The sequence below is a fragment of the Marinoscillum pacificum genome (assembly GCF_024714495.1).
Classification (GTDB): domain Bacteria; phylum Bacteroidota; class Bacteroidia; order Cytophagales; family Cyclobacteriaceae; genus Marinoscillum; species Marinoscillum pacificum.
Map to the genome: position 1 here is coordinate 161,960 of NZ_JAMZMJ010000001.1, position 19,181 is coordinate 181,140.

17 protein-coding genes are annotated in these 19,181 nt (G+C 37.9%); 9 read left to right on the forward strand and 8 right to left on the reverse strand.

Features of this window, described 5'->3' with window-relative positions:
* Positions 1 to 50: 50 nt before the first annotated feature.
* Both NXS00_RS00650 and NXS00_RS00655 read right to left on the reverse strand, forming a co-directional pair.
* Positions 51 to 815, reverse strand: coding sequence for a hypothetical protein (locus tag NXS00_RS00650; protein ID WP_258097171.1), 765 nt, complete (start codon positions 813 to 815; stop codon positions 51 to 53).
* A 4-nt stretch (positions 816 to 819) separates the two neighbouring features.
* The gene (locus tag NXS00_RS00655) at positions 820 to 1,671 is read right to left on the reverse strand and encodes a hypothetical protein (RefSeq protein WP_258097172.1); all 852 of its coding nucleotides are present in this window, start codon (positions 1,669 to 1,671) and stop codon (positions 820 to 822) included.
* A 382-nt stretch (positions 1,672 to 2,053) separates the two neighbouring features.
* On the opposite strand from NXS00_RS00655, the gene NXS00_RS00660 reads away from it, so the two are divergent.
* Complete coding sequence (locus NXS00_RS00660) at positions 2,054 to 2,632, forward strand: TlpA family protein disulfide reductase (RefSeq protein WP_258097173.1); 579 nt, start codon at positions 2,054 to 2,056, stop codon at positions 2,630 to 2,632.
* Positions 2,633 to 2,727: 95 nt separating this feature from the next.
* The gene (locus NXS00_RS00665; RefSeq protein WP_258097174.1) at positions 2,728 to 3,684 is read left to right on the forward strand and encodes a leucine-rich repeat domain-containing protein; all 957 of its coding nucleotides are present in this window, start codon (positions 2,728 to 2,730) and stop codon (positions 3,682 to 3,684) included.
* Positions 3,685 to 3,686: 2 nt separating this feature from the next.
* Here the strand turns inward: NXS00_RS00665 and NXS00_RS00670 are convergent, their stop codons facing one another.
* Complete coding sequence (locus tag NXS00_RS00670; protein ID WP_258097175.1) at positions 3,687 to 4,223, reverse strand: hypothetical protein; 537 nt, start codon at positions 4,221 to 4,223, stop codon at positions 3,687 to 3,689.
* Positions 4,224 to 4,367: 144 nt separating this feature from the next.
* Between NXS00_RS00670 and NXS00_RS00675 the strand changes: the two genes are divergently transcribed.
* A complete protein-coding gene (locus NXS00_RS00675; protein WP_258097176.1) occupies positions 4,368 to 5,330 on the forward strand; it encodes a bile acid:sodium symporter family protein in 963 nt (320 codons plus the stop codon).
* Positions 5,331 to 5,496: 166 nt separating this feature from the next.
* Positions 5,497 to 6,663, forward strand: a complete 1,167-nt coding sequence (locus NXS00_RS00680; RefSeq protein ID WP_258097177.1) for a hypothetical protein — start codon at positions 5,497 to 5,499, stop codon at positions 6,661 to 6,663.
* 149 nt (positions 6,664 to 6,812) lie between these two features.
* On the opposite strand, the gene typA is transcribed toward NXS00_RS00680, so the two are convergent.
* From typA to NXS00_RS00695, 3 genes are all read right to left on the reverse strand, one after another.
* Complete coding sequence (gene typA / locus NXS00_RS00685) at positions 6,813 to 8,585, reverse strand: translational GTPase TypA (protein ID WP_258097178.1); 1,773 nt, start codon at positions 8,583 to 8,585, stop codon at positions 6,813 to 6,815.
* Positions 8,586 to 8,722: 137 nt separating this feature from the next.
* Positions 8,723 to 9,943, reverse strand: coding sequence for an RNA polymerase sigma factor (locus NXS00_RS00690; RefSeq protein ID WP_258097179.1), 1,221 nt, complete (start codon positions 9,941 to 9,943; stop codon positions 8,723 to 8,725).
* 43 nt (positions 9,944 to 9,986) lie between these two features.
* Positions 9,987 to 10,337, reverse strand: a complete 351-nt coding sequence (locus NXS00_RS00695) for a YciI family protein (protein ID WP_258097180.1) — start codon at positions 10,335 to 10,337, stop codon at positions 9,987 to 9,989.
* 134 nt (positions 10,338 to 10,471) lie between these two features.
* Between NXS00_RS00695 and NXS00_RS00700 the strand changes: the two genes are divergently transcribed.
* The gene (locus tag NXS00_RS00700) at positions 10,472 to 10,882 is read left to right on the forward strand and encodes a QcrA and Rieske domain-containing protein (protein WP_258097181.1); all 411 of its coding nucleotides are present in this window, start codon (positions 10,472 to 10,474) and stop codon (positions 10,880 to 10,882) included.
* Positions 10,883 to 10,921: 39 nt separating this feature from the next.
* Entirely contained in the window at positions 10,922 to 11,905 is a 984-nt protein-coding gene (locus tag NXS00_RS00705) for an alpha/beta hydrolase (protein ID WP_258097182.1), read from the forward strand.
* A gap of 2 nt (positions 11,906 to 11,907) precedes the next feature.
* On the opposite strand, the gene NXS00_RS00710 is transcribed toward NXS00_RS00705, so the two are convergent.
* Together NXS00_RS00710 and NXS00_RS00715 are read right to left on the reverse strand one after the other, a co-directional pair.
* On the reverse strand, positions 11,908 to 13,512 hold the full coding sequence (locus NXS00_RS00710) for a CotH kinase family protein (RefSeq protein WP_258097183.1): 1,605 nt from the start codon (positions 13,510 to 13,512) through the stop codon (positions 11,908 to 11,910).
* Between the two features lie 154 nt (positions 13,513 to 13,666).
* Complete coding sequence (locus tag NXS00_RS00715) at positions 13,667 to 14,101, reverse strand: peptidylprolyl isomerase (RefSeq protein ID WP_258097184.1); 435 nt, start codon at positions 14,099 to 14,101, stop codon at positions 13,667 to 13,669.
* 77 nt (positions 14,102 to 14,178) lie between these two features.
* Here NXS00_RS00715 and NXS00_RS00720 point away from each other — a divergent pair, with 77 nt between their 5' ends.
* The 3 genes from NXS00_RS00720 (at position 14,179) to NXS00_RS00730 (ending at position 19,086) form a co-directional block, all read left to right on the forward strand.
* Positions 14,179 to 15,021 (forward strand): CvfB family protein, encoded by an 843-nt coding sequence (locus NXS00_RS00720; protein ID WP_258097185.1) that lies wholly within the window; start codon positions 14,179 to 14,181, stop codon positions 15,019 to 15,021.
* Between the two features lie 62 nt (positions 15,022 to 15,083).
* Positions 15,084 to 18,449 (forward strand): PAS domain-containing sensor histidine kinase, encoded by a 3,366-nt coding sequence (locus NXS00_RS00725; protein WP_258097186.1) that lies wholly within the window; start codon positions 15,084 to 15,086, stop codon positions 18,447 to 18,449.
* Positions 18,439 to 19,086 carry a response regulator transcription factor gene (locus NXS00_RS00730; RefSeq protein WP_258097187.1) on the forward strand — a complete coding sequence of 216 codons (648 nt, stop codon included), beginning with the start codon at positions 18,439 to 18,441 and terminating at the stop codon, positions 19,084 to 19,086. Before NXS00_RS00725 ends, NXS00_RS00730 begins: the two co-directional genes overlap by 11 nt.
* Positions 19,087 to 19,181 lie beyond the last annotated feature (95 nt).

Genomic DNA, 19,181 nt, shown 5'->3' on the forward strand with positions numbered 1-19,181 from the left:
TTTAATCAACTGTCGAATTAACTGATATTCTTTTATCAACTGTTCTAGTGTCATACTGTTTTAAAACGAATGGTTATTTCACTAGTCAGTGATGCATTTGAAGTGTTCGTGACAGGTTTAGAGATAATTCTAAGTGCTGGAACCTGCAGAGATTCTGATGTGGGAAGCGGAAGTCTAGATTTATCAATCACCAGAATCTTGTCATTAGTTTCGGGATCATAAATTTCATGAATGGGTAATCCAGGTTGATTAGGAGAAGGATGTTCATTCTGATTAGATGATGATAATGTTGTAATCGGTTGAATTGGATCACCGTTAGATGATTCCTGATTTTCAAACAGGTTAGAAAGTTCCAATTTTGTTTTGATTTCGCCCGATTCAATCATTAATCTGGGTGAGTCGGTTCTCATTAAAGATTCTTTAATAAAATCCTTTTTCTCAATTACGATGGTTTCTAAAAGATGTGCTTTGAGAAAAGCCGATCCCTCTACAGAGAGTGTTTGGTCAGCATTCCAGATTAATGGTTGATCATCATATTGTCCTAAGATTTCAGAGATGATCAAATCAAGCTCTTGAGTGAACTGCACCTGAGGTGTCAATTCCACATTGAAGATTTCCAATTCCTTCTCCAATATTTCATCTTCCGAGACATGAAGTGCCGCAAACTTGGAATGAGGGATATCTAAAGCTCTTTCGAGCTCTAGATATTTGTTAGTTTGATAATGGTTAGCACTTAGTGTAGCATCAAATGTTTCATGCATTAGTTGCGAAACCAGTTCTGCAAAACCGAGACTAACCTTGCTAAATCCTTCCATTGTTCTAACCGTTTAAAGGGGCATAATCTGTCTTAAATTTGATGAGTACACGTCCAAAGATGTCTACTTTGGTTCCGCTGCTGTCTCGCTGATAAGACTTAGCTGTATTGACAGTTACTGTTCTGTTCTTGGTCTTATCCTTGTTTTTGAATATTCCCAGGAAACCGCCTCCCTTCACATTCTTAATTTTGTTTTTTACTCGTTCCTTATCTGAAGTAGACGATCCTGAGGTGCTGTTATTCCAGGTGCTGAAGGTGATTTTTGTCTCTATTTCTCCTTCTGTGACTATCAGTCGCATCATGCCTTGTTTGGCCAGGTTTTGAAGCAATCCATACTTATTGGAGGATATTAACATGGCCATTGCTGAAGTGATTTGCTCGTAATCTGGTAGTGTGCCTGAAATCTCTTCATTGTATTTAGTTATGGCTTCCAATGCGGGATCGGGTGAGTCGCCACCAATCTGATCTATTAACTTTTCTACCACCGGAGTTACGGTTTTGGTCAATGCTCCTAGCCAGGTTGTTTCAGATCCTTCACCAGCTTCTTCGGCTGCTTCTGCAGGTTTAGGTGATTCTAGTTTTCCCAGCACCGTTTCCAAAGTGCTGTCATCAATTGTAGGAAGGTCATACTTCATTACAAAATCCGTAATCTCCTCAAAACTAACTCCGTCTTTGGTGTTGTTGATGTAAGTAGATAGGTCTTCTGTTAAAGAAGATACAAATGCAGAATACTCCTCCATCTGAATGATGTGTTGCTTCACCAGTGCATTAAATGTTCCATCGATTAGTTCTGCTGTAAATTCACTGAAAGGGATGTCTCCAAACCTTGCAGCGGTGTCAATTGCGTTGTTACTCATAGCGGTAAAATGTTTGTAGATTAATAATAGATGTTTTGCACATCCGTTCTTCAGGCAATTAGTCAAATCGAGGCTTTATATAAAACTAGTTTTTAGTTAATGGGATACTTTCTTGTGTAAAGTATATGATAATCTTAGTTAACGGAATAAGTGATTTCTTAAATCCAGTTTGTACTTGTAGTTTAAATGGTACCTCAATGAAATTGTCGGTAATTGTATAATTAAGAAGGGTTTTTATTGGAATAATTCAATTAAATATTCTTTCTGTTTATTTGAAATATGATATTAATTGGATTAATAATATTTTAATGTTAATTGCTGTAATTAATCAGATTCCTTTCCTAACTTAGTAAGAGCCCCGCTTAAATTAACTAATACCGCCATGAAAACCGCCCTATTTTTTAGTGTTGGACTACTATGCTTGTTGGTCCAATCACAAGCTCAGCAAATTTGTTTTGATGATATCCGTGAACATTTAAAATCAAATCCTAGTCAAGAAGGAAACGAGTTTTTTGACCTCTTGAAGGGGTGTAACTATCCATTATTTGATGTCAAAACGGTAGATGGTGAAGTAATCTCTTCTGGAGAGCTTGCTAATAAAGTAGTAGTCATGAGTTTCTGGAATATTGATCATAAAGCCTGTATAGATGAAATACCTGCGCTTAATCAATTGGTAGAGAAATATAAAGATGATGATGTGGTCTTTCTCTCGTTTAATAACAATACGAAATCTGCATTATCCAAATTCTTGTCTAAGAATCAATGCAGCTTTAAGGTGGTTGCTGAATCGCAACGTATCAACGACTTAATGATGCCTATTGAAGATTATCCTATCAATATGATTTTTAACAGGAAAGGCAAGCTTGTGTATGGCTCAATAGGAGCTATGCAGGATGCGGACAAGACAATCTATGAAGAGCTATCACCATTGATTGATTACTTGTTGATCGCTGTATTCTGAGAATTTACTACGTGTTTTATGGTATAGAATTTACCGTGATTAGCGGATTATAATTGAGTCAATGCTCTAGTAATTTACCTTAAAATCAAATGACTATGGCTATTGTATTTTTTACACTTTCACTTGTTCTAGGCTTTGTTTCCTTGATTGGGTTAATATCTCCTAAACTCATTTTGCGCAACTCGGCTCATCCTAAAAGGAGTAAAGTTCTCCTATTATTGGGATTACCTTCTTTTATTCTTTTTGTCGCATTTGGGTTTACCTATGAGTCAAGTTGGGATGCAGCATTGAAGGATAAGGAAAATGTTCTGGAAGTAAGTTTAAAATATAAGAATCTGACGGAGTTGCCAGAAGAACTGTCTACCATGAAGCAATTGGTGAAGTTGGACTTAAGTAAAAACAATCTAACTGAGCTTCCTAATTACTTGCGCGACTTTAATAAGCTTGAAGAGTTGAACTTATCTGATAATCCCATATCAGAATTACCAGTCTGGTTAACAGATTTGAAGTCTTTAAAGCGCTTGACCTTAGATAGAACTGACATAATCGCTATTCCAGTAGGTTTAGAATCAGCAGAGGTGAGTTATAAGGAAACCCCACTATACCAAACAGAGCATCCTGTATTGAAAGAGGCTAAAGAAAAACCTGAGCTAGCTGAAGAGGAAATGCAAGAAGATGACCATTCAGAAAGTTTTGGTGAGTTTGCTATGCGCAAATTCATGGGACGGGATTATGGAAGTAGACGGAAATTTGAAAAAGGTGAAATATTTTATGAGCAGCCAGTAACGAAAGACCAGGTTGATCAAATAGGTGAATTCATGCTGATGCTTGGTGTATTTAATGATGAAAATGAGTCAAGTATGTTACTAGAGTTGGATGAAGATATCTATAATTTAAAAATGGTTGTCAATGAAGATAGTGAGCTTAATGCTGATTTAATCGCAGCTTTTACCACTATTAAATCAGCTATTCAACTGGATGTTTTTCCAAATGATAAATTTCAACTGATATTGACAGATGACAGACTAGATCCAATAAAAGTGATTGAATGACCTTAGTAAAACGTTATAAACGCATCCTCATGGTATTTCTTTACCTCAGAGTAAAGCCCTACGGTATAAGGAATTACTACCTTCCACATTCCGCTTACCTTAATGATTTCTGTCTTAAACAGGATGGCTGTTTTCGATAATTCATGCGCACCATCTTCATGATCAAAAGCCCCAATTTGTACGTATTTGAGATTGGTAGGAGGAGTGTCTGGTGCAATTGCTGGCTCAATACTAGTTGACTTCAACTTCAATGGTACTGCTGTTTGCTGCCAGATGTAATGATCATTTTTCGTGTTGATCACATGGAGTTTCATCCGCATGGCCAATTGATTGTCAATCATAAGAGTGTCATGAAAAACCACTTTTACACTATCATAGCCTGCGAATTCTTTTGGTAATACTGCCTCATATAGAGACTCATTATTATTGAACTCGATGTGAAAATTAGATTCGATGGCATACGCCTGAGATAAGTCAAATTGAGCCTTGGCTCCAAGAGATAGTAATGCACATAGCACTACAGTGAGTGAAGTTTTCATAGATTAAATAGCTGGTTAATAAATCAAAGTATTGAGTGGTTAGCAAAATACTTCAGTTGCTTGTCAAGTAAAAATACAAGAAACTGATGAAATAATCCAGTAGGAAATCTTTATTAGTAATTGGCTGTCCGGTAAATTGCTGACGTGAGAAAGGTATTGGACCCGTTTGTAGTAGGCTTAATGGTCATGATTTTGCTAGCCTATGCTGTGCCAGGGTTGGAGCATCCACTTCATTTGAAACTAGTGATAGACGTAGGAGTGGTGTTAATCTTCTTTTTTTACGGATTGAAGCTGAATGTGGGATCTTTGGTTTCTGACTTAAGCAATTGGAAGCTCCATGTAGGAGTTCAAATGATTACGTATGTGCTTTATCCATTGTTGATTTTGCCATTTTATTTCACTGCACATGATACGGTATATTATTCATTTTGGATAGGGTTGTTTTATCTCGCTAGTTTGCCATCTACCGTTTCTTCATCCATTGTGATGGTTTCCATTGCCAAGGGAAATATTCCGGGAGCCATCTTCAATGCAAGCCTGAGTGGTTTGCTAGGCGTGTTGATTACACCTGTTCTGATTGGCTTCTTCATTACCAACCAAAGTGGAGCTGCAATGGACTTTGGACAGGTTATGCTAGACCTGTTTTTACATATTTTGCTACCACTAATCCTCGGAATAGCGCTTAATAAATTCTTAGGAGCCTATTTTCAAAAATATAGTTCAATGCTGGCCTGGTTTGATAAAGTCATCATCTGGTTGATTGTATATAGAAGCTTTAGTGAATCGTTCACTTTGGGTGTCTTTCAGCAGTTTGGAGGAACGTTAATTCTGATTCTTTTAGGAGTAGTGATGGTGTTGTTTGCTAGTATCTTTTTTCTATCCAACAAAGCTGCTGACTGGTTAGGATTTTCTATTGAGGATAAGATTACGTTGAGCTTCTGCGGAACCAAAAAATCCCTGGTTCATGGCTCAGTGATGGCTTCTGTACTCTTTGTAGGAATGTCAGAAAGTGGAATATATTTATTGCCCATCTTGATGTATCATCCGTTTCAAATCTTTGTGATTAGCATTATCGCACAGCGATATGGGAGTAGGCTAGCTAGTTGATATCACTAATATTTGACTTGTTTATTATAGGTGTAATCAATCATAAATTAAACTATAAAAACTAGAGAAGTAAACGGGATATTGATTATTTACTGACTGAATTTGGGTGTTTTTGTATTTTTTATGTTGCTAAAATGTAAATTAACAGATCGAGATTATTGTATGAATGACGAAATTCGAAACTTTACAAATATTAGATAATTATAGGATTAACTTAAATAGTAAGCTAAATGATCCTGGGTGGACAAAATGGGCACTGGTTGGCTCTTTTGTTACACTATTTTGGTTATTGCTAGATATAATAGACAATCATGTAATTACATGGCCAGCAGTTATAAAGATTTCAGTTGCTATTTACTTGGTTTCACCACTATTCCAAGCTTTATTAATAAGCAATAGATCTGAAATTGTTAACTCTAGTGATAAAAGTTACTTTATAATTCAATCTGAAATTTTTAAAAGTAGACATTCTCTAGTATACCAAGTTCTGGTTCTAGTAGTCATAGCCTACCATATTAATTCTAGTGATTTTTTCAATCAATACTATTTAAGCTTATTTAATTTTTATTTAGGTTCTTCTTTACTCGCAATTCTAATATTGGTGGTGTTATCAAGGTATCTTTCACAAAGTATTGGAGATGTTCATTACAGTCTTGATAACAGATATTCTAGAATATGGAATATGCCTATTCAAGTGGTATTCAGATGGATAATACCTATTGTTTTAGTGTGTGGAATTTCGATTGACATCTATGATAAAGGAGATGTTTCTATATTATCATTTCAATTATCATTAATCATATTTGGGCTCTATTATTTGGTCTTATTATGGCTTAGTGTCAGCATTAATAAACCTGTTATCGACTCAATTGATCAAATTATTGTTGATTTAACTTTTGATAAAATAGATTCTGAAACTGCAATGGATAAACTAAAATTTCTTGTGTTTGGAATCTCTTTCGGGGACATATTAAGAACCGATTTGGGTCATTTTAGGAATTCACATGAAGATTTTGGTTTATTGTGTAATAAAATGAATGCCAAGCTTAATTTAATCTCTTCTTCAAATGATAGTAATGATGAAAAAGTAAGAAATGAGGCTTTGGTTGATTCTTTTGTAAAAGACTTCAAAAACCTCAGGTTACTAGTTGGTTCAATAAAAGGTGATTACAAAAGGATTAGATTCAAGCTTCATTTCTTTTCTGATGTTGATTTAAGAGAAGCAGAGTTTAGAGAGTTTATTAATGAGTTAAGCGAAATGGTGTCAAAAAATGAAGATGACCTTAAATCCGTGGAGGAAAAAGTACAAGCCCTTAAATTAGAACTCTTGTAATATTGAAGGTGTATAATATCAATTAAGGGGTTTTAAATAGTCGGCTAATTTTGAAATCACTTAACTACCAGTATTCTCGAAATGAATCTATTCAAAAAAGCCATCGCAACTAAGTTACGATGGCTTTTAAATTTATAATCAAAACCTACTTAAGGTTTGAATTGAATCTTTCTCATTCTCAATGACTCAGGAGTTACCTCTACGTACTCATCCTTCTGGATGTATTCCAAAGCATCCTCAAGAGAGAATTGACGCTTAGGAGCCACTTTAGAGTTATCATCAGACCCTGATGCACGCATGTTAGTCAATTTCTTTCCTTTCACTACGTTCACCGCAAGGTCATTACCTCTTGAGTGCTCACCAATTACCTGACCGATATATAGGTCTTGTCCTGGATCGATGAAGAAAATACCTCTATCCTGAAGTTTGTCCATTGAATACGCAGTACTAGCACCAGCTTCCATAGCGATCAACGACCCGTTGTTACGAGTAGGGATGTCACCTTTCATTGGCTCATAAGCTTTGAAACGGTGTGTCATCACAGCTTCACCTGCAGTAGCAGTCAACATTCTGTTTCTAAGTCCGATAAGACCTCTAGAAGGAATGTCAAACTCTAAGTGCTGGATAGAACCTTTTGGCTCCATTACTTTCAAGTCACCCTTACGCTGAGTAGAAAGCTCGATTACTTTACCCGCAAATTCTTCAGGAACATCAACTACCATGTGCTCAATTGGCTCATGCTTCTGTCCGTCTACTTCTTTGATCAATACCTGAGGCTGACCAACTTGAAGTTCATAACCCTCACGTCTCATTGTTTCAATCAAAACAGACAAGTGAAGAATTCCACGACCGAATACCAAGAATTTATCTTCAGAGTCAGTAGACTGAATTCTCAATGCAAGGTTTCTCTCTACTTCTTTATATAGTCTATCTCTAATCTGTCTTGATGTCACAAATTTTCCTTCTTTACCGAAGAAAGGTGAATCGTTGATAGAGAAAAGCATACTCATGGTAGGCTCATCTATAGCGATACGAGGAAGTACAGTTGGATTTTCGAAATCTGTAACGGTATCTCCAATGTCAAAGTCTTCAATACCTGTAATCGCACAGATATCTCCACAAGGCACTTCAGTTACTTGTTTCTTGCCAAGACCTTCAAATACCTGAAGTTCTTTCACACGAACCTTTTTCATTGATCCGTCTTTTTTCGCAAGACCAAGTTGAGCACCTTCCTTCAAAGTTCCCTGTACTACTTTTCCAATAGCGATACGACCTACGAAATTAGAAAAGTCAAGAGACGTGATCTGTAATGCAGGAACACCTTCTACAACTTTTGGAGCAGGTACTTTCTCAAGGATCACATCCATCAAATGAGAGATGTCTTCCGTTGGCTTTTGCCAATCAGAACTCATCCATCCGTTCTTACTAGAACCATAAACTGTTGTAAAGTCAAGTTGCTCTTCCGTAGCATCTAATGAGAACATTAGATCAAAAACCTGCTCCATAACGATTTCAGGATGACAGTTTTCTTTGTCTACTTTGTTTACAACTACGATTGGGTTCAATCCTAAGCTAAGTGCCTTACTCATTACGAAACGAGTTTGAGGCATAGGACCTTCAAACGCATCCACAAGAAGAAGTACGCCATCAGCCATTTTCAATACACGCTCTACTTCACCACCGAAATCGGAGTGACCTGGAGTATCAATAATGTTGATTTTTACGCCTTTGTAATTCACTGAAACGTTCTTAGAAAGAATGGTGATTCCTCTTTCACGTTCCAGGTCGTTGTTGTCCAAGATCAAATCATCAAATTCCTGGTTTTCTCTAAATAATTTAGAGAAGTGAATCATCTTGTCCACCAACGTGGTTTTGCCATGATCTACGTGTGCGATAATGGCGATATTTCTAATTTCGGTCATAATCCCTGTAAAATGAAGCCGCAAAAATAGCGTATTCCTCAGTGAATCAATCTATAAGTAGAAAAACTTTGTGTGAATATTCTTTAAAGAATGGAGTGAAGGTGTTGAAAATTGGATAAAAAGGTCAATAAGAAGCTCTAACAGGCATATGCCAATTGAGAAATTTTTGAATGAATCAGATTTTTCTCTGGTTCTGTCTTAGCCAAATTATAGGCAGTTTCCAGATAATTCATGGATTTCTGTTTATCCTTTTGGGAATGAAGTTCTGCTAACAAGACATAGTAGTACTGATTTTGATACAAATTCAACTTATAAGCATCCTTCGCTGCTGCTTCTTCACCTCCAAGCTTGTAAACGGCATAGGTTCTGTTGAGAGCGGCAACAGATGACTTTTCTTTTAAAAGAAGCAAGTCGTACATCGTGAGGATGTATTTCCATTTTTCTTCACTGTCTTCTTTTACTGTATGCCAATAGGCAATATTAGCTTCTAGATGATATTTGGAAATCGAATCTCCATTGGATGAGCGATTCAAGTACTCAACGCCTTTAGCAATTAAGTCTTGATCCCAAAGTTCACTATCCTGGTCATCATACAATACTACCTGACCACATGCCCCCATACGAGCTTCCAATCTGGATGAATGAAAACACATCAACGCAATCAGAGCTTTTACTTCATTTGAGTTGGTATCTTCACTGGTGCTTAATATATAACCAAGTCTTAGAGCTTCCAAACAAAGATCTTTTCTTACAATGCTGTCATTGCTTTCAGAGTAGTAACCTTCATTGAATAACAAGTAAATGGTAGTCAATACACTATCCATTCGTCTCTTAATATCATATTGATCGATCGTATCTAGATCAGTTTGATGTGCTCTCAGATATTTTTTGGTCCTGTATAGTCGTTTGTTGATCACGTCCTTCGTGGTAAGAAATGCATTGGCAATTTCTTCCACCCCAAATCCACATAATACTTTCAAGGCAAGTGCAATTCTTGCTTCGTTTGGTAATTCTGGATGACATATAGCAAAGATCATTCGCAGCTGACTGTCCGCAATCAATTCTTCGGAAAACTCAATTTTGCTGAAGTCAGATAATTGCTGATTGTACAGGTTGAATTCTAACTGTCGCCTTTTAAGGATGTTGATTGTTTTGTTCTTAGCCACTCGATATAGCCAGGCGGTTGGGTTAGCTGGTATGCCTCTATGTGGCCAGGATTCTAAGGCATCTGAGAAAGTGTCGCTTACAATGTCTTCAGCTAATCCAATTTGGTCCAAACCAAATTGATGGCATAAAACGGCAGTCATTTTACCATATTCCTGCCGGAACAAATGTGGTATCAATTCATTATTAATCATGGAGCGGAATTCAGCCAGTTGTGGCGTTGGCTTGAAGATAAGTTTATTCTTTGTAATATGCTATTTTTCTAACTTCAATTGTGTTGCCGGGAGCTAATAACACGGGTGACTTTTTTGCCAATTCCGCGGCTTCATCAGCAGACTGAGCCTTAACAACAATATACCCTCCAATAGTTTCCTTGATATCACCAAAAGGTCCGTTTGTAACGGTATTCCCATGTCCAACAACTCTAGCATCATCAAAAGAAAGTCCGTTTCCAGGGCTAACTAATTGTTCCTTCGTGGCTATTTCATCGAGCCATTTTTTGGTCATGGTCATCCATTGTTGAATCTGTTTAGGGGACGCTGCTTTGCCTCCATCTTCGTGTCTGAATATTAACATAAACTCGTTCATTGTTCTAAAATTAATCGTTCTTGTTTATCTGTATATCAATCAGTCAGTTAGAAATAGGACAGAGAATGTGAAATTTATTTTTCTAAATCTGATTTGAGCCATTTCATCGTTCATATAGAACAACAATTGGCATTATGGATAAAAGAGAATTTTTGAAAAAGGCAAGTCTTGCCACTGCATTAGCCTATTTTGGCTTGACACTTGAAAGCTGTTCAGAAGAAGATGTTCCAGACCCAAACGGAGGACAAGAGATAGTACTGGACCTTACAGAGCCACCATTTAGTATTTTGCAAAATGACCAGGGATGGCTTTTGCATCCGGATTATGATATTTTGATTGTCAATGTAAGTGGAACAATCAGTGCTTTTTCTAGCCGATGTACACACTCAGGCTGTACACGCAATTGGAGTTATTCGGAAGAATTTACTTGTACTTGTCATGGATCAAAGTTCAACACCTCTGGTGAGGTCACCAAAGGTCCGGCATCAAGTCCTTTAGCAAAAGTTGCTGTGAGTAAAAATGGGAATCTGGTGACTCTAGGATAATGAAGAGGTTCGGATTACCTTTAGTGAAAAATCCAAAAAGTGAAGTTTCTTAAAGCCCTATTCATTATTGTTTTACTCCTTGTAGTTGCCTTTTTCTTAGGTCCTAAAGTGAGTTATCCAGAAGTGGTTGATCAGTCCATTAAACCGATAAACATAAGTTTAGATAGTTTGGATCAATTCGTGAAGCAAAAGGAGTCTAGCTTGGAAAGACTAAAACCTGGGAATGAATCGAGAATTGTTTGGGCTGATAGCATTCGAAAAACGAAATATGCCATCGTGTATTTGCATGGTTTTTCCGCTAGCCCGATGGAGTCAAATCCAACACATTTTGAAATAGCTAAAAGTCTAGGCGCCAATATTTATCTTCCGTTATTAGCAGGACATGGTTTGGATGATAAAGAATCGTTCAAAGAATTGGTTCCTAATGACTTGATTAATGATGCTAAGGAAGCTATCGCTATTGGTCAGTTATTGGGTGATCAAGTGATTGTCATGTCGTGTAGTACCGGAGCAACCTTGTCCATCTATCTGGCTGGTGCGAACAAAGAGATGATCGATATGTTGGTGATGTATTCTCCAAATATTGCACTGGCTGACCCAACGGCGAAGCTTATTACGGGGCATTGGGGGCCACAAATAGTCAGTTCCTTGATTGGCCCTTACTGGAATCCTTCAGGAGAAGGAGAGGGAGATGGGTTAAAGTACTGGACAACCACCTATAGGACAGAGGGTCTGATGACTTTGCAAGCACTATTAGATCAAACTATGACTATAGATATTTTTGAGCAAGTGACTCAGCCATACTTCCTTGGCTATTATTACAAAAATGATCAAGAAAGAGACCCAACAGTTTCCACTGACGCCATGCTGTGGTTCGATGAGCATACATCTACGCCTCTAGATCATAAAAAGGTAATCGCGTTTCCTGATGCAGGTACACATGTGATAACCAATCCATTGAAAGCGCAAAATATTGAAGCAGTGATGGATTCAACTTTAGCATTTATCAAGAAAGAGCTCTAAGCTTAATTTTTGATAATCAGTTGAGAAGCTGTTTTATTGTTTTGAGTAATCCGCAGAAGGTATTTGCCAGACTTTAGAGTTGAACCGATAGCGGTGTTGTGATTGGTGTCTTCCGCTTCCTCGACAATTCGTCCATCCAATGAGTAAATAGTATAAGTGAATTGATTGTCTGATTGTTGGATTTGCCAATAATTGGCTGTTGGGTTTGGAAACACGCTCAATTCCTGATTGATTTCCTCACTCAGCACTATTTCTTGTACTTCTAAGTCAGCTATTGCTTGATCCATCCAGGCCAAACGATTGGTAATCCACGTATTTAAATAACTAAGCTCATCTCCATAAGAACTTCCAACATAATTGTTTGGCCAAACGTAGGTGCCGAGGATCGGCCATCTTTGAAAGTTTCTGACAGCAGGCCCACTCAATTTTCTTGTTGCATTATCTATCAAAGAAGCAATGGCTTCATCTGACCAATCACCATTTCGTAATTCTGTCCATCTAGATTTCATTAAACTGACATACTCAGGATCTTGTAAAAAGAAATTCCACCAAAAAGGGTTAAGCCAGTAATCCCAAGGGCAAGCTTCATTGAAGTCCCAGGCCCAACCAGTAGTAGTTCCTCCGTTGCAGTAGTCAGCATTGCCAAAAGCAAGATTATAATCCCACGGAGGACCCATTGTTAGTTTACCATCATCACTGTCTTTGTCTTTGAATAAATAAGTACTTAAGCGATAACTGTCCACATTTCGATTCAATTCGCATAGTAGTGCATAATCGATAAAAGACGCAACGTCTATATAATTTTGATAGCCTGTTTCATCTGAAAAGTCCTTGGTATACAGGGCTTGTTCAAATGCTGAAATATACGTTTTAATGTAAGTGAATTGAGCGTCAGTTAGATCTTCAGGTTTAGGATAGTCTACCAGGAAATTCACTATTTGAAAGTTCTCTTGTCTTAAAGGTGGGGCATAGGCTGATTCCCAACTCTTGACCAGTTCGCCTTCATTTATTTTGTCCAACTTCACGATGTACCCACCTGTTAGGTCATCACCATCGTTTTCATCTTCTTCCAGTTTGCTGATGTCTACTCGTTCTCCATCACGTTTGATTTTTTCCATCAAAACGTAAACTCCGCGATAGTCTCCATTGATAACAACTTCTGTTAGAACTGTTCTGGATCCATAGCGACCAGTTTTCGCCCAAAGGTTGAAGGTTAAATAGTTTCTAATCAGTGATTTATCAGAATATGGGCCGTGAAGTATCCAATCTTCTTCTTCTGGTAAACCAAGTACTGGAAACTTAATATCCTCACCAGCTTCGTCCCATAGTTCTATTCCGAAATTCTTCTTATCAAAAGATTGACTCGACTGTCCCCTGAATTCAATTCCGATATAGCCGTTGTAATCATTTGGTACATCAGTGATTTGATTGTTGCCACTAGGATTATTGATGATTTTCATAGTGGCCATGACTTTTGGCTCATCTACGATCTCATGATCCGTATCGATAAGTATGATTGGGAGATTGGATTCTGTAAAGTTCACTTGAGCATGCAATGCGAACGAGCCACAGCTAATAAGTACAGTGAGGAGTAGGGTTTTCATCATCTTCAAATTGAGGCATGAAGATAATGTAAAAGAAGATACTGAAGAGTATCTGTTTATAATATTGAAATAAACGGTAAGTGCAGGATGTAATCTTGGAAAATTAAGAAGGAAAGCTCCTGATTGAATAGTTAACAATCAGGAGACCTGGAAATTCTTATTCAGTGATAACAACTTTTTCCATTGTATCGCCTTGTTTGATTTGGTCAATAACATCCAAACCATCTACTACTTTACCAAAACACGTATGGTTTCTGTCAAGGTGTGCAGTGTTAGTTCTGCTGTGGCAAATGAAGAATTGAGATCCACCAGTGTTTCTTCCGGCATGTGCCATCGACAATACACCTCTGTCATGGTATTGGTTGTCGCCATCTAGCTCACAATCAATATGGTATCCAGGTCCACCAGCACCTGTGCCGTTCGGGCATCCGCCTTGAATAACGAAATCAGGAATTACTCTGTGGAAAGTCAAGCCGTCGTAGAAACCATGCTCAGCAAGATCGATAAAGTTGGCTACTGTCTTAGGAGCATCTTTCTCGTAGAACTCGATTTTCATCACTCCTTTTTTAGTATGTATTTCTGCTTTTTTCATTTGTGTTGATTTATTGATCGTGCAAATTTAATCCAGCCCTCATAAAAGAGATACCTTTGCGGAAGATTTACGCAATTATGGCAATACCAATTATCGAAATAGGCAAATTCAACAACCTGGAAGTGTTGAAAATTACAGAACAAGGTTATTATGTGGGGGATTCTGTAGAAGAGATCCTTTTACCTAATAAATATGTGCCTGAAGGTCTTGAGGTGGGAGATTTTATTGATGTATTCATTTATAATGATTCTCAAGAACGTCCAGTAGCCACTACATTGAAGCCAAAAATCGAATTGGATCACATTGCCTATTTGGAAGTGAAGCATGTTTCTTCTCACGGTGCTTTTCTGGATATGGGACTGGAAAAAGATTTATTCGTGCCCTTTAAAGAACAAACAACTAGAATGGAAGTCGGTGAAGGCTATTTGGTACAGATGTATCTAGATGAATTAACTGATCGGTTAGTGGGTTCCGCTCATATTGGTAAGCTTCTGGAGTTTGATGACATTGAGTTGGAGGTTGGTCAACAGGTTGATATTCTTGTTGGTAATGAAACCGAGATAGGTTATGTCTGTATTATCGATAATTTATACAGAGGGTTGGTGTATAAGAATCAAATATTCCGCCCGATCAATCCAGGAGATCATACTACAGCTTATGTTAAGGAAATCAGAGAAGATAATAAGATTGATTTGAGTCTGGAACCAATAGGAGTAGAGAGTATAGAACCAAATGCTCAGAAAATTTTGGATGCTTTGAAATCTTCTGGTGGTTCATTGCCATTGCATGACAAGAGTAACCCTGAAGAGATTCAATCTGTATTGGGTATGAGTAAAAAGAATTTCAAGAAAGCTATTGGATCTTTGTACAAACAGCGTCAAATCAAAATTCTTGACAGTTCGATTGAATTGACTAACTAATGTTGGAGATAGTGGCCTCGCGGCTTTTATGAATGCTTAGAATGGATTAATTTGATGGGCACATGCCTAGAAAGTTATACCCTTTTCTATTTGCCTTTCTATTGGTCAATTTTCTATTGGCTCAAAAAATCTCCTTAACTCCTGAAGAGCAGGCATTTCTAGATTCTAATCCGACAGTTGTCTTGGGTGGGGACTCCTCCTGGGAGCCAATGATCATCCAAAATCAGGATGGAGTTGTTACGGGTTTTGAAAGAGAATACCTGGATGAGTTAACACAAATTACTGGATTAAAATTTGAACTCAAGGCTGGTGTTTGGAAGAATATCGTTAAAGAAGCTGAAAGCGGTATCATAGATGGATTAGTCTATTCTTCACCAGAACCACAAAGACTTCAATATTTTGATTTCAGCGCTCCATACAATCAATTTCAGGTTGGTTTTTACAGTACTGTTGATCATGTTTCTTTATCAGATACTTCTGAGCTGTATGGAAAAGTAGTAGGTGTTCAAAGTTCTGACCAGTTCATGAATAACTATCTGGATGCCATTCCCTATATAGAAAAACGAAATTTCGATACCAGACGAGAAATGATTGAAGCCACTCTTAGTGGTGAGATAGAGTTCTTTTTTGCCGCCCTGGATATCAATTATTACCTGTGGAAAAACTCTATTCCCGGAATTAAGTTGGTCTATCTGCCGGATGGGCCGGGTTTTGATGTCGTATTTTCCATTCGCCATACAGATAGTCCGATACTTAGCATTATTAATAAAGGAATTGCATCCATTAGCCCTATGAAGCGTGTTGCCATGATGAATAACTGGTTGCGTGTGGATCAGGATTTCGAACCTACATATTCAGCAGAAGAACTGGAGATGTTAAGTTCACTTCAAGAGATAAGCCTGGTCACTACTAAAGAATGGGTACCTATTGTTACGGTAGATCAAGGAAATCTAGGTGGGCTTGTTGGTGATTTCATAAGTCAAATGTCTGATCACATTCCTATTTCCTATCAACCTGTTGGGACAGATGATAGTCTGGAAATAGCTGAATTACTAAAAGATCACAAATCAGTGTTTGTTTATCCAGATTTTGATTTTAAGCACCCGGAATTAAATTATACAGACGTTTTTCTGTCTATTCCTTACGGCTTGGCAATGAAACGAGGAAGTCCATTCTTCAGTGATATAAAGAGTATTGGTCGTATTGAAGTTGGTGTTTTAGAATACAACCCTCATTTTGAGGCGATCGCAAAGAAGTATCCTAACCTGATATTGGTACCACTGTTAAAAACAAGCAATGGACTGGATCGGATTTTAAGTGGAGAAATTGATGGATATATTGGATCCATATCAACATTAAACTATTACATTCAGACACAGGGATATTCTGATGTTTTCATTGCTTCGCTTACGGATCTTAAAACTGACCTGCGCTTTTCTTCTTCCAACCTACTATTAACTTCAGTTTTTCAAAAAGCAATGGCTAAGGTGCCAGAAGCTGAGAAACAATCGATGATTAAAAAATGGTATGGATCTGAAATAGTGGAAACACTTGATCGAAAATTGGCCTATCAAATAGCAATCATTTCAGGAGTGTTATTGATTCTCTTAATAGGTTGGATTTTTTCTCTACGACGTGTTATTCGAAAGCGGAAAGTAGTTCAGGATTTACTTCAACAAAATCAGGCCAATATTTTAGCGCTACTTGAGAACACTGACGCAATGATTTATTCATTGGATATTGATCTGTGTTTACGAGCCAAGAACTCTGCTATAGAAAAGTTTATTTCAAATTTTACAGATCAACCCATCAGGCTTGGAGCCATGTGGCTGGACTATTTTCCTGATCATATGAGAGAACGATGGCTGCAGCGCTATTTAAGGGCTTTAGAAGGTGAGAAATACTCTGTTCAGGATTCCATGAAGATCGATGGCGAAATAAAGAGTTATATCACTTCTTTTAATCCAATTAAAGTTGGAGGTGTAGTTTCAGGTGTTTCTTGTGTTAGTGAAGATGTGACTGAGTTGGTTCAAATAAATCAGTATATGCTTAGTCTCATGGATACTGCCTATGATCACATTTTCATTAAAGACCTTGAAAGAAGATATGTGATTGCCAGTCAATCGCTAGCAGACTTAAATGGCTTCAGCTCCTGGAAGGAAATGATTGGTAAGCGTGAAGTTGAAATCAATGAATTCAATGCACGTCAAGTAGCGGATGATGAATTACGAGTGCTGGAAGAGGGCCTGCATGCCATAAATAAAGAGCATCAGTTCATGGACAAAGAAGGGGTGGTTCGTTGGATACAGGCCACTACTGAGCCTATCTATGATGTAGAAGGGACTATAGTAGGGCTTTCTGGGGTGAGTCGGGATATTACGCGAAGAAGAGAGGCAGAACGACAGCAGAAGATTTTGATTTCCTCTATTGAGAATAGTTCGGACTTTATATCCTTTTTGGATGAAGATTTTAAATTCATTTATATCAATCGGTTCGGTATTGAGCGTCTTGGATTTGAAGATTATGAGGGTATTCATATTCAGGAGTTATTGGATGACGTGACTTTAAAAATTGTCAGGAATGGCATGACTCGATATGCCTTACAGGGGAAAATATGGGAGGTGGAGTTTGATATTCATCATTGGAAAACAGGAGAGGTCATTCCTATGGATCATCAGATTTTTCCTATTTATGATGATCACGAAGGATTCATTTGCTATGCTAATGTGGCTCGAGACTTAACCGAACGAAATAAGTTGCAAGCTCAGGTATTACAGTCTAAAGTCAATGAACAGTTAATGACTGCCACGATCAAGGCTGAGGACAAGGAACGCTATCGGATTGCACATGAGCTACATGATGGTATTCAGCAGAAAATTGCAACAGTCAATATGTATCTTCAAACACTGGAAGAGAACACTGATCACAACCAGGAAGTTCTTACGAATAGTATAGAAAAACTGAATGAAGCCATAAATGAGATTAGAAACATGTCTCATAGTTTGGTGCCCAGAGCTTTGCGCAATAGCGGTCTTGCGGCCACATTAAATGACGAAGTAGAGCAGCTGAATAAGAATTCCACTGTCAACGCAGCATTTCATGAGAATATAGGGACAAAACGGTTTCACCAGGATATTGAATTGAATCTTTATCGTATCTTTCAGGAAGCTATGTCTAATATTTTCAAGCATGCCAGTGCTAACGCCATAATGGTGCAGCTGCTGGAGAGCGAAGAGAGGTTGTCCTTGATGATTGAAGACGATGGTCATGGTTTTGATGCTGGTGACCTGGAAGAAGCTGGATTCGGATTATCAAGTATTAAAAATCGAGCTTCAGGAATAGGCGCACATGTGGAAATTGATAGCGTTCCTAATGAAGGCACGAGCATATTAGTGGAACTAGAACCCGACACGTACCATGGAGAATAAGATTACCATCATGCTGGTTGACGATCATCCGATGATCAGGGATGCCATGTCTCTATATTTTAGCAAAACCAATGAAATAGAAATCCTCGCAGAAGCGAACAATGGGAAAGAGGCTCTTGATTTGCTGAAAGATAAACAATTTGATTTGGTGATTACAGACATAGCCATGCCAGAAATGAATGGAGTGGAGTTTTTAACTGCACTTCAGGAGCAAAATATTCAACAAGATGTACTGGTAATTTCTATGATTAATGAAGTCTCTCAGGTTAAGAAAATGATTTCTCTTGGAGCTAAAGGTTATGTACTGAAGAATAGTCCAAAAGAGGAAATTCTGCAGGCCATCAAAAGCATTCGTTCTGGTGAAACTTATTACTCCAAGGAGGTTTACGAAATCATTATGGGGCAGCTAACCGGCAGGAAGCCTAAACAGCGTCTTACGGTGGAAATCCCTCTGTCACGTAGAGAAAAGGAAATCGTTAAGTTGGTCATGGATGAGCTAACCAATCAGGAGATTGCTGAGAAACTATTTATTAGTGTGCGGACCGTGGAAGCGCACAAGCGAAACATTCTGGAGAAAACGGGATGTAAAACAGTGGCGGGACTTGCTATTTATGCTATAGAAAGAGGAATTGTTTAAAATCTGACTAAGGGTTTCACGTAAAAATATGATTTAAGGGTTCCCCTCAGCGAGTGGATGATGATAATTCGTAATATTGTCTTAACTTAGAAATA

Bases quoted from the DNA above. Each gene is read 5' to 3' on its own strand.
- NXS00_RS00650 (WP_258097171.1), bottom strand. From the start codon at position 815: ATGGAAGGATTTAGCAAGGTTAGTCTCGGTTTTGCAGAACTGGTTTCG.
- NXS00_RS00655 (WP_258097172.1), bottom strand. From the start codon at position 1,671: ATGAGTAACAACGCAATTGACACCGCTGCAAGGTTTGGAGACATCCCT.
- NXS00_RS00660 (WP_258097173.1), top strand. From the start codon at position 2,054: ATGAAAACCGCCCTATTTTTTAGTGTTGGACTACTATGCTTGTTGGTC.
- NXS00_RS00665 (WP_258097174.1), top strand. From the start codon at position 2,728: ATGGCTATTGTATTTTTTACACTTTCACTTGTTCTAGGCTTTGTTTCC.
- NXS00_RS00670 (WP_258097175.1), bottom strand. From the start codon at position 4,223: ATGAAAACTTCACTCACTGTAGTGCTATGTGCATTACTATCTCTTGGA.
- NXS00_RS00680 (WP_258097177.1), top strand. From the start codon at position 5,497: ATGACGAAATTCGAAACTTTACAAATATTAGATAATTATAGGATTAAC.
- typA (WP_258097178.1), bottom strand. From the start codon at position 8,585: ATGACCGAAATTAGAAATATCGCCATTATCGCACACGTAGATCATGGC.
- NXS00_RS00690 (WP_258097179.1), bottom strand. From the start codon at position 9,943: ATGATTAATAATGAATTGATACCACATTTGTTCCGGCAGGAATATGGT.
- NXS00_RS00695 (WP_258097180.1), bottom strand. From the start codon at position 10,337: ATGAACGAGTTTATGTTAATATTCAGACACGAAGATGGAGGCAAAGCA.
- NXS00_RS00700 (WP_258097181.1), top strand. From the start codon at position 10,472: ATGGATAAAAGAGAATTTTTGAAAAAGGCAAGTCTTGCCACTGCATTA.
- NXS00_RS00710 (WP_258097183.1), bottom strand. From the start codon at position 13,512: ATGATGAAAACCCTACTCCTCACTGTACTTATTAGCTGTGGCTCGTTC.
- NXS00_RS00715 (WP_258097184.1), bottom strand. From the start codon at position 14,101: ATGAAAAAAGCAGAAATACATACTAAAAAAGGAGTGATGAAAATCGAG.
- NXS00_RS00720 (WP_258097185.1), top strand. From the start codon at position 14,179: ATGGCAATACCAATTATCGAAATAGGCAAATTCAACAACCTGGAAGTG.
- NXS00_RS00725 (WP_258097186.1), top strand. From the start codon at position 15,084: ATGCCTAGAAAGTTATACCCTTTTCTATTTGCCTTTCTATTGGTCAAT.
- NXS00_RS00730 (WP_258097187.1), top strand. From the start codon at position 18,439: ATGGAGAATAAGATTACCATCATGCTGGTTGACGATCATCCGATGATC.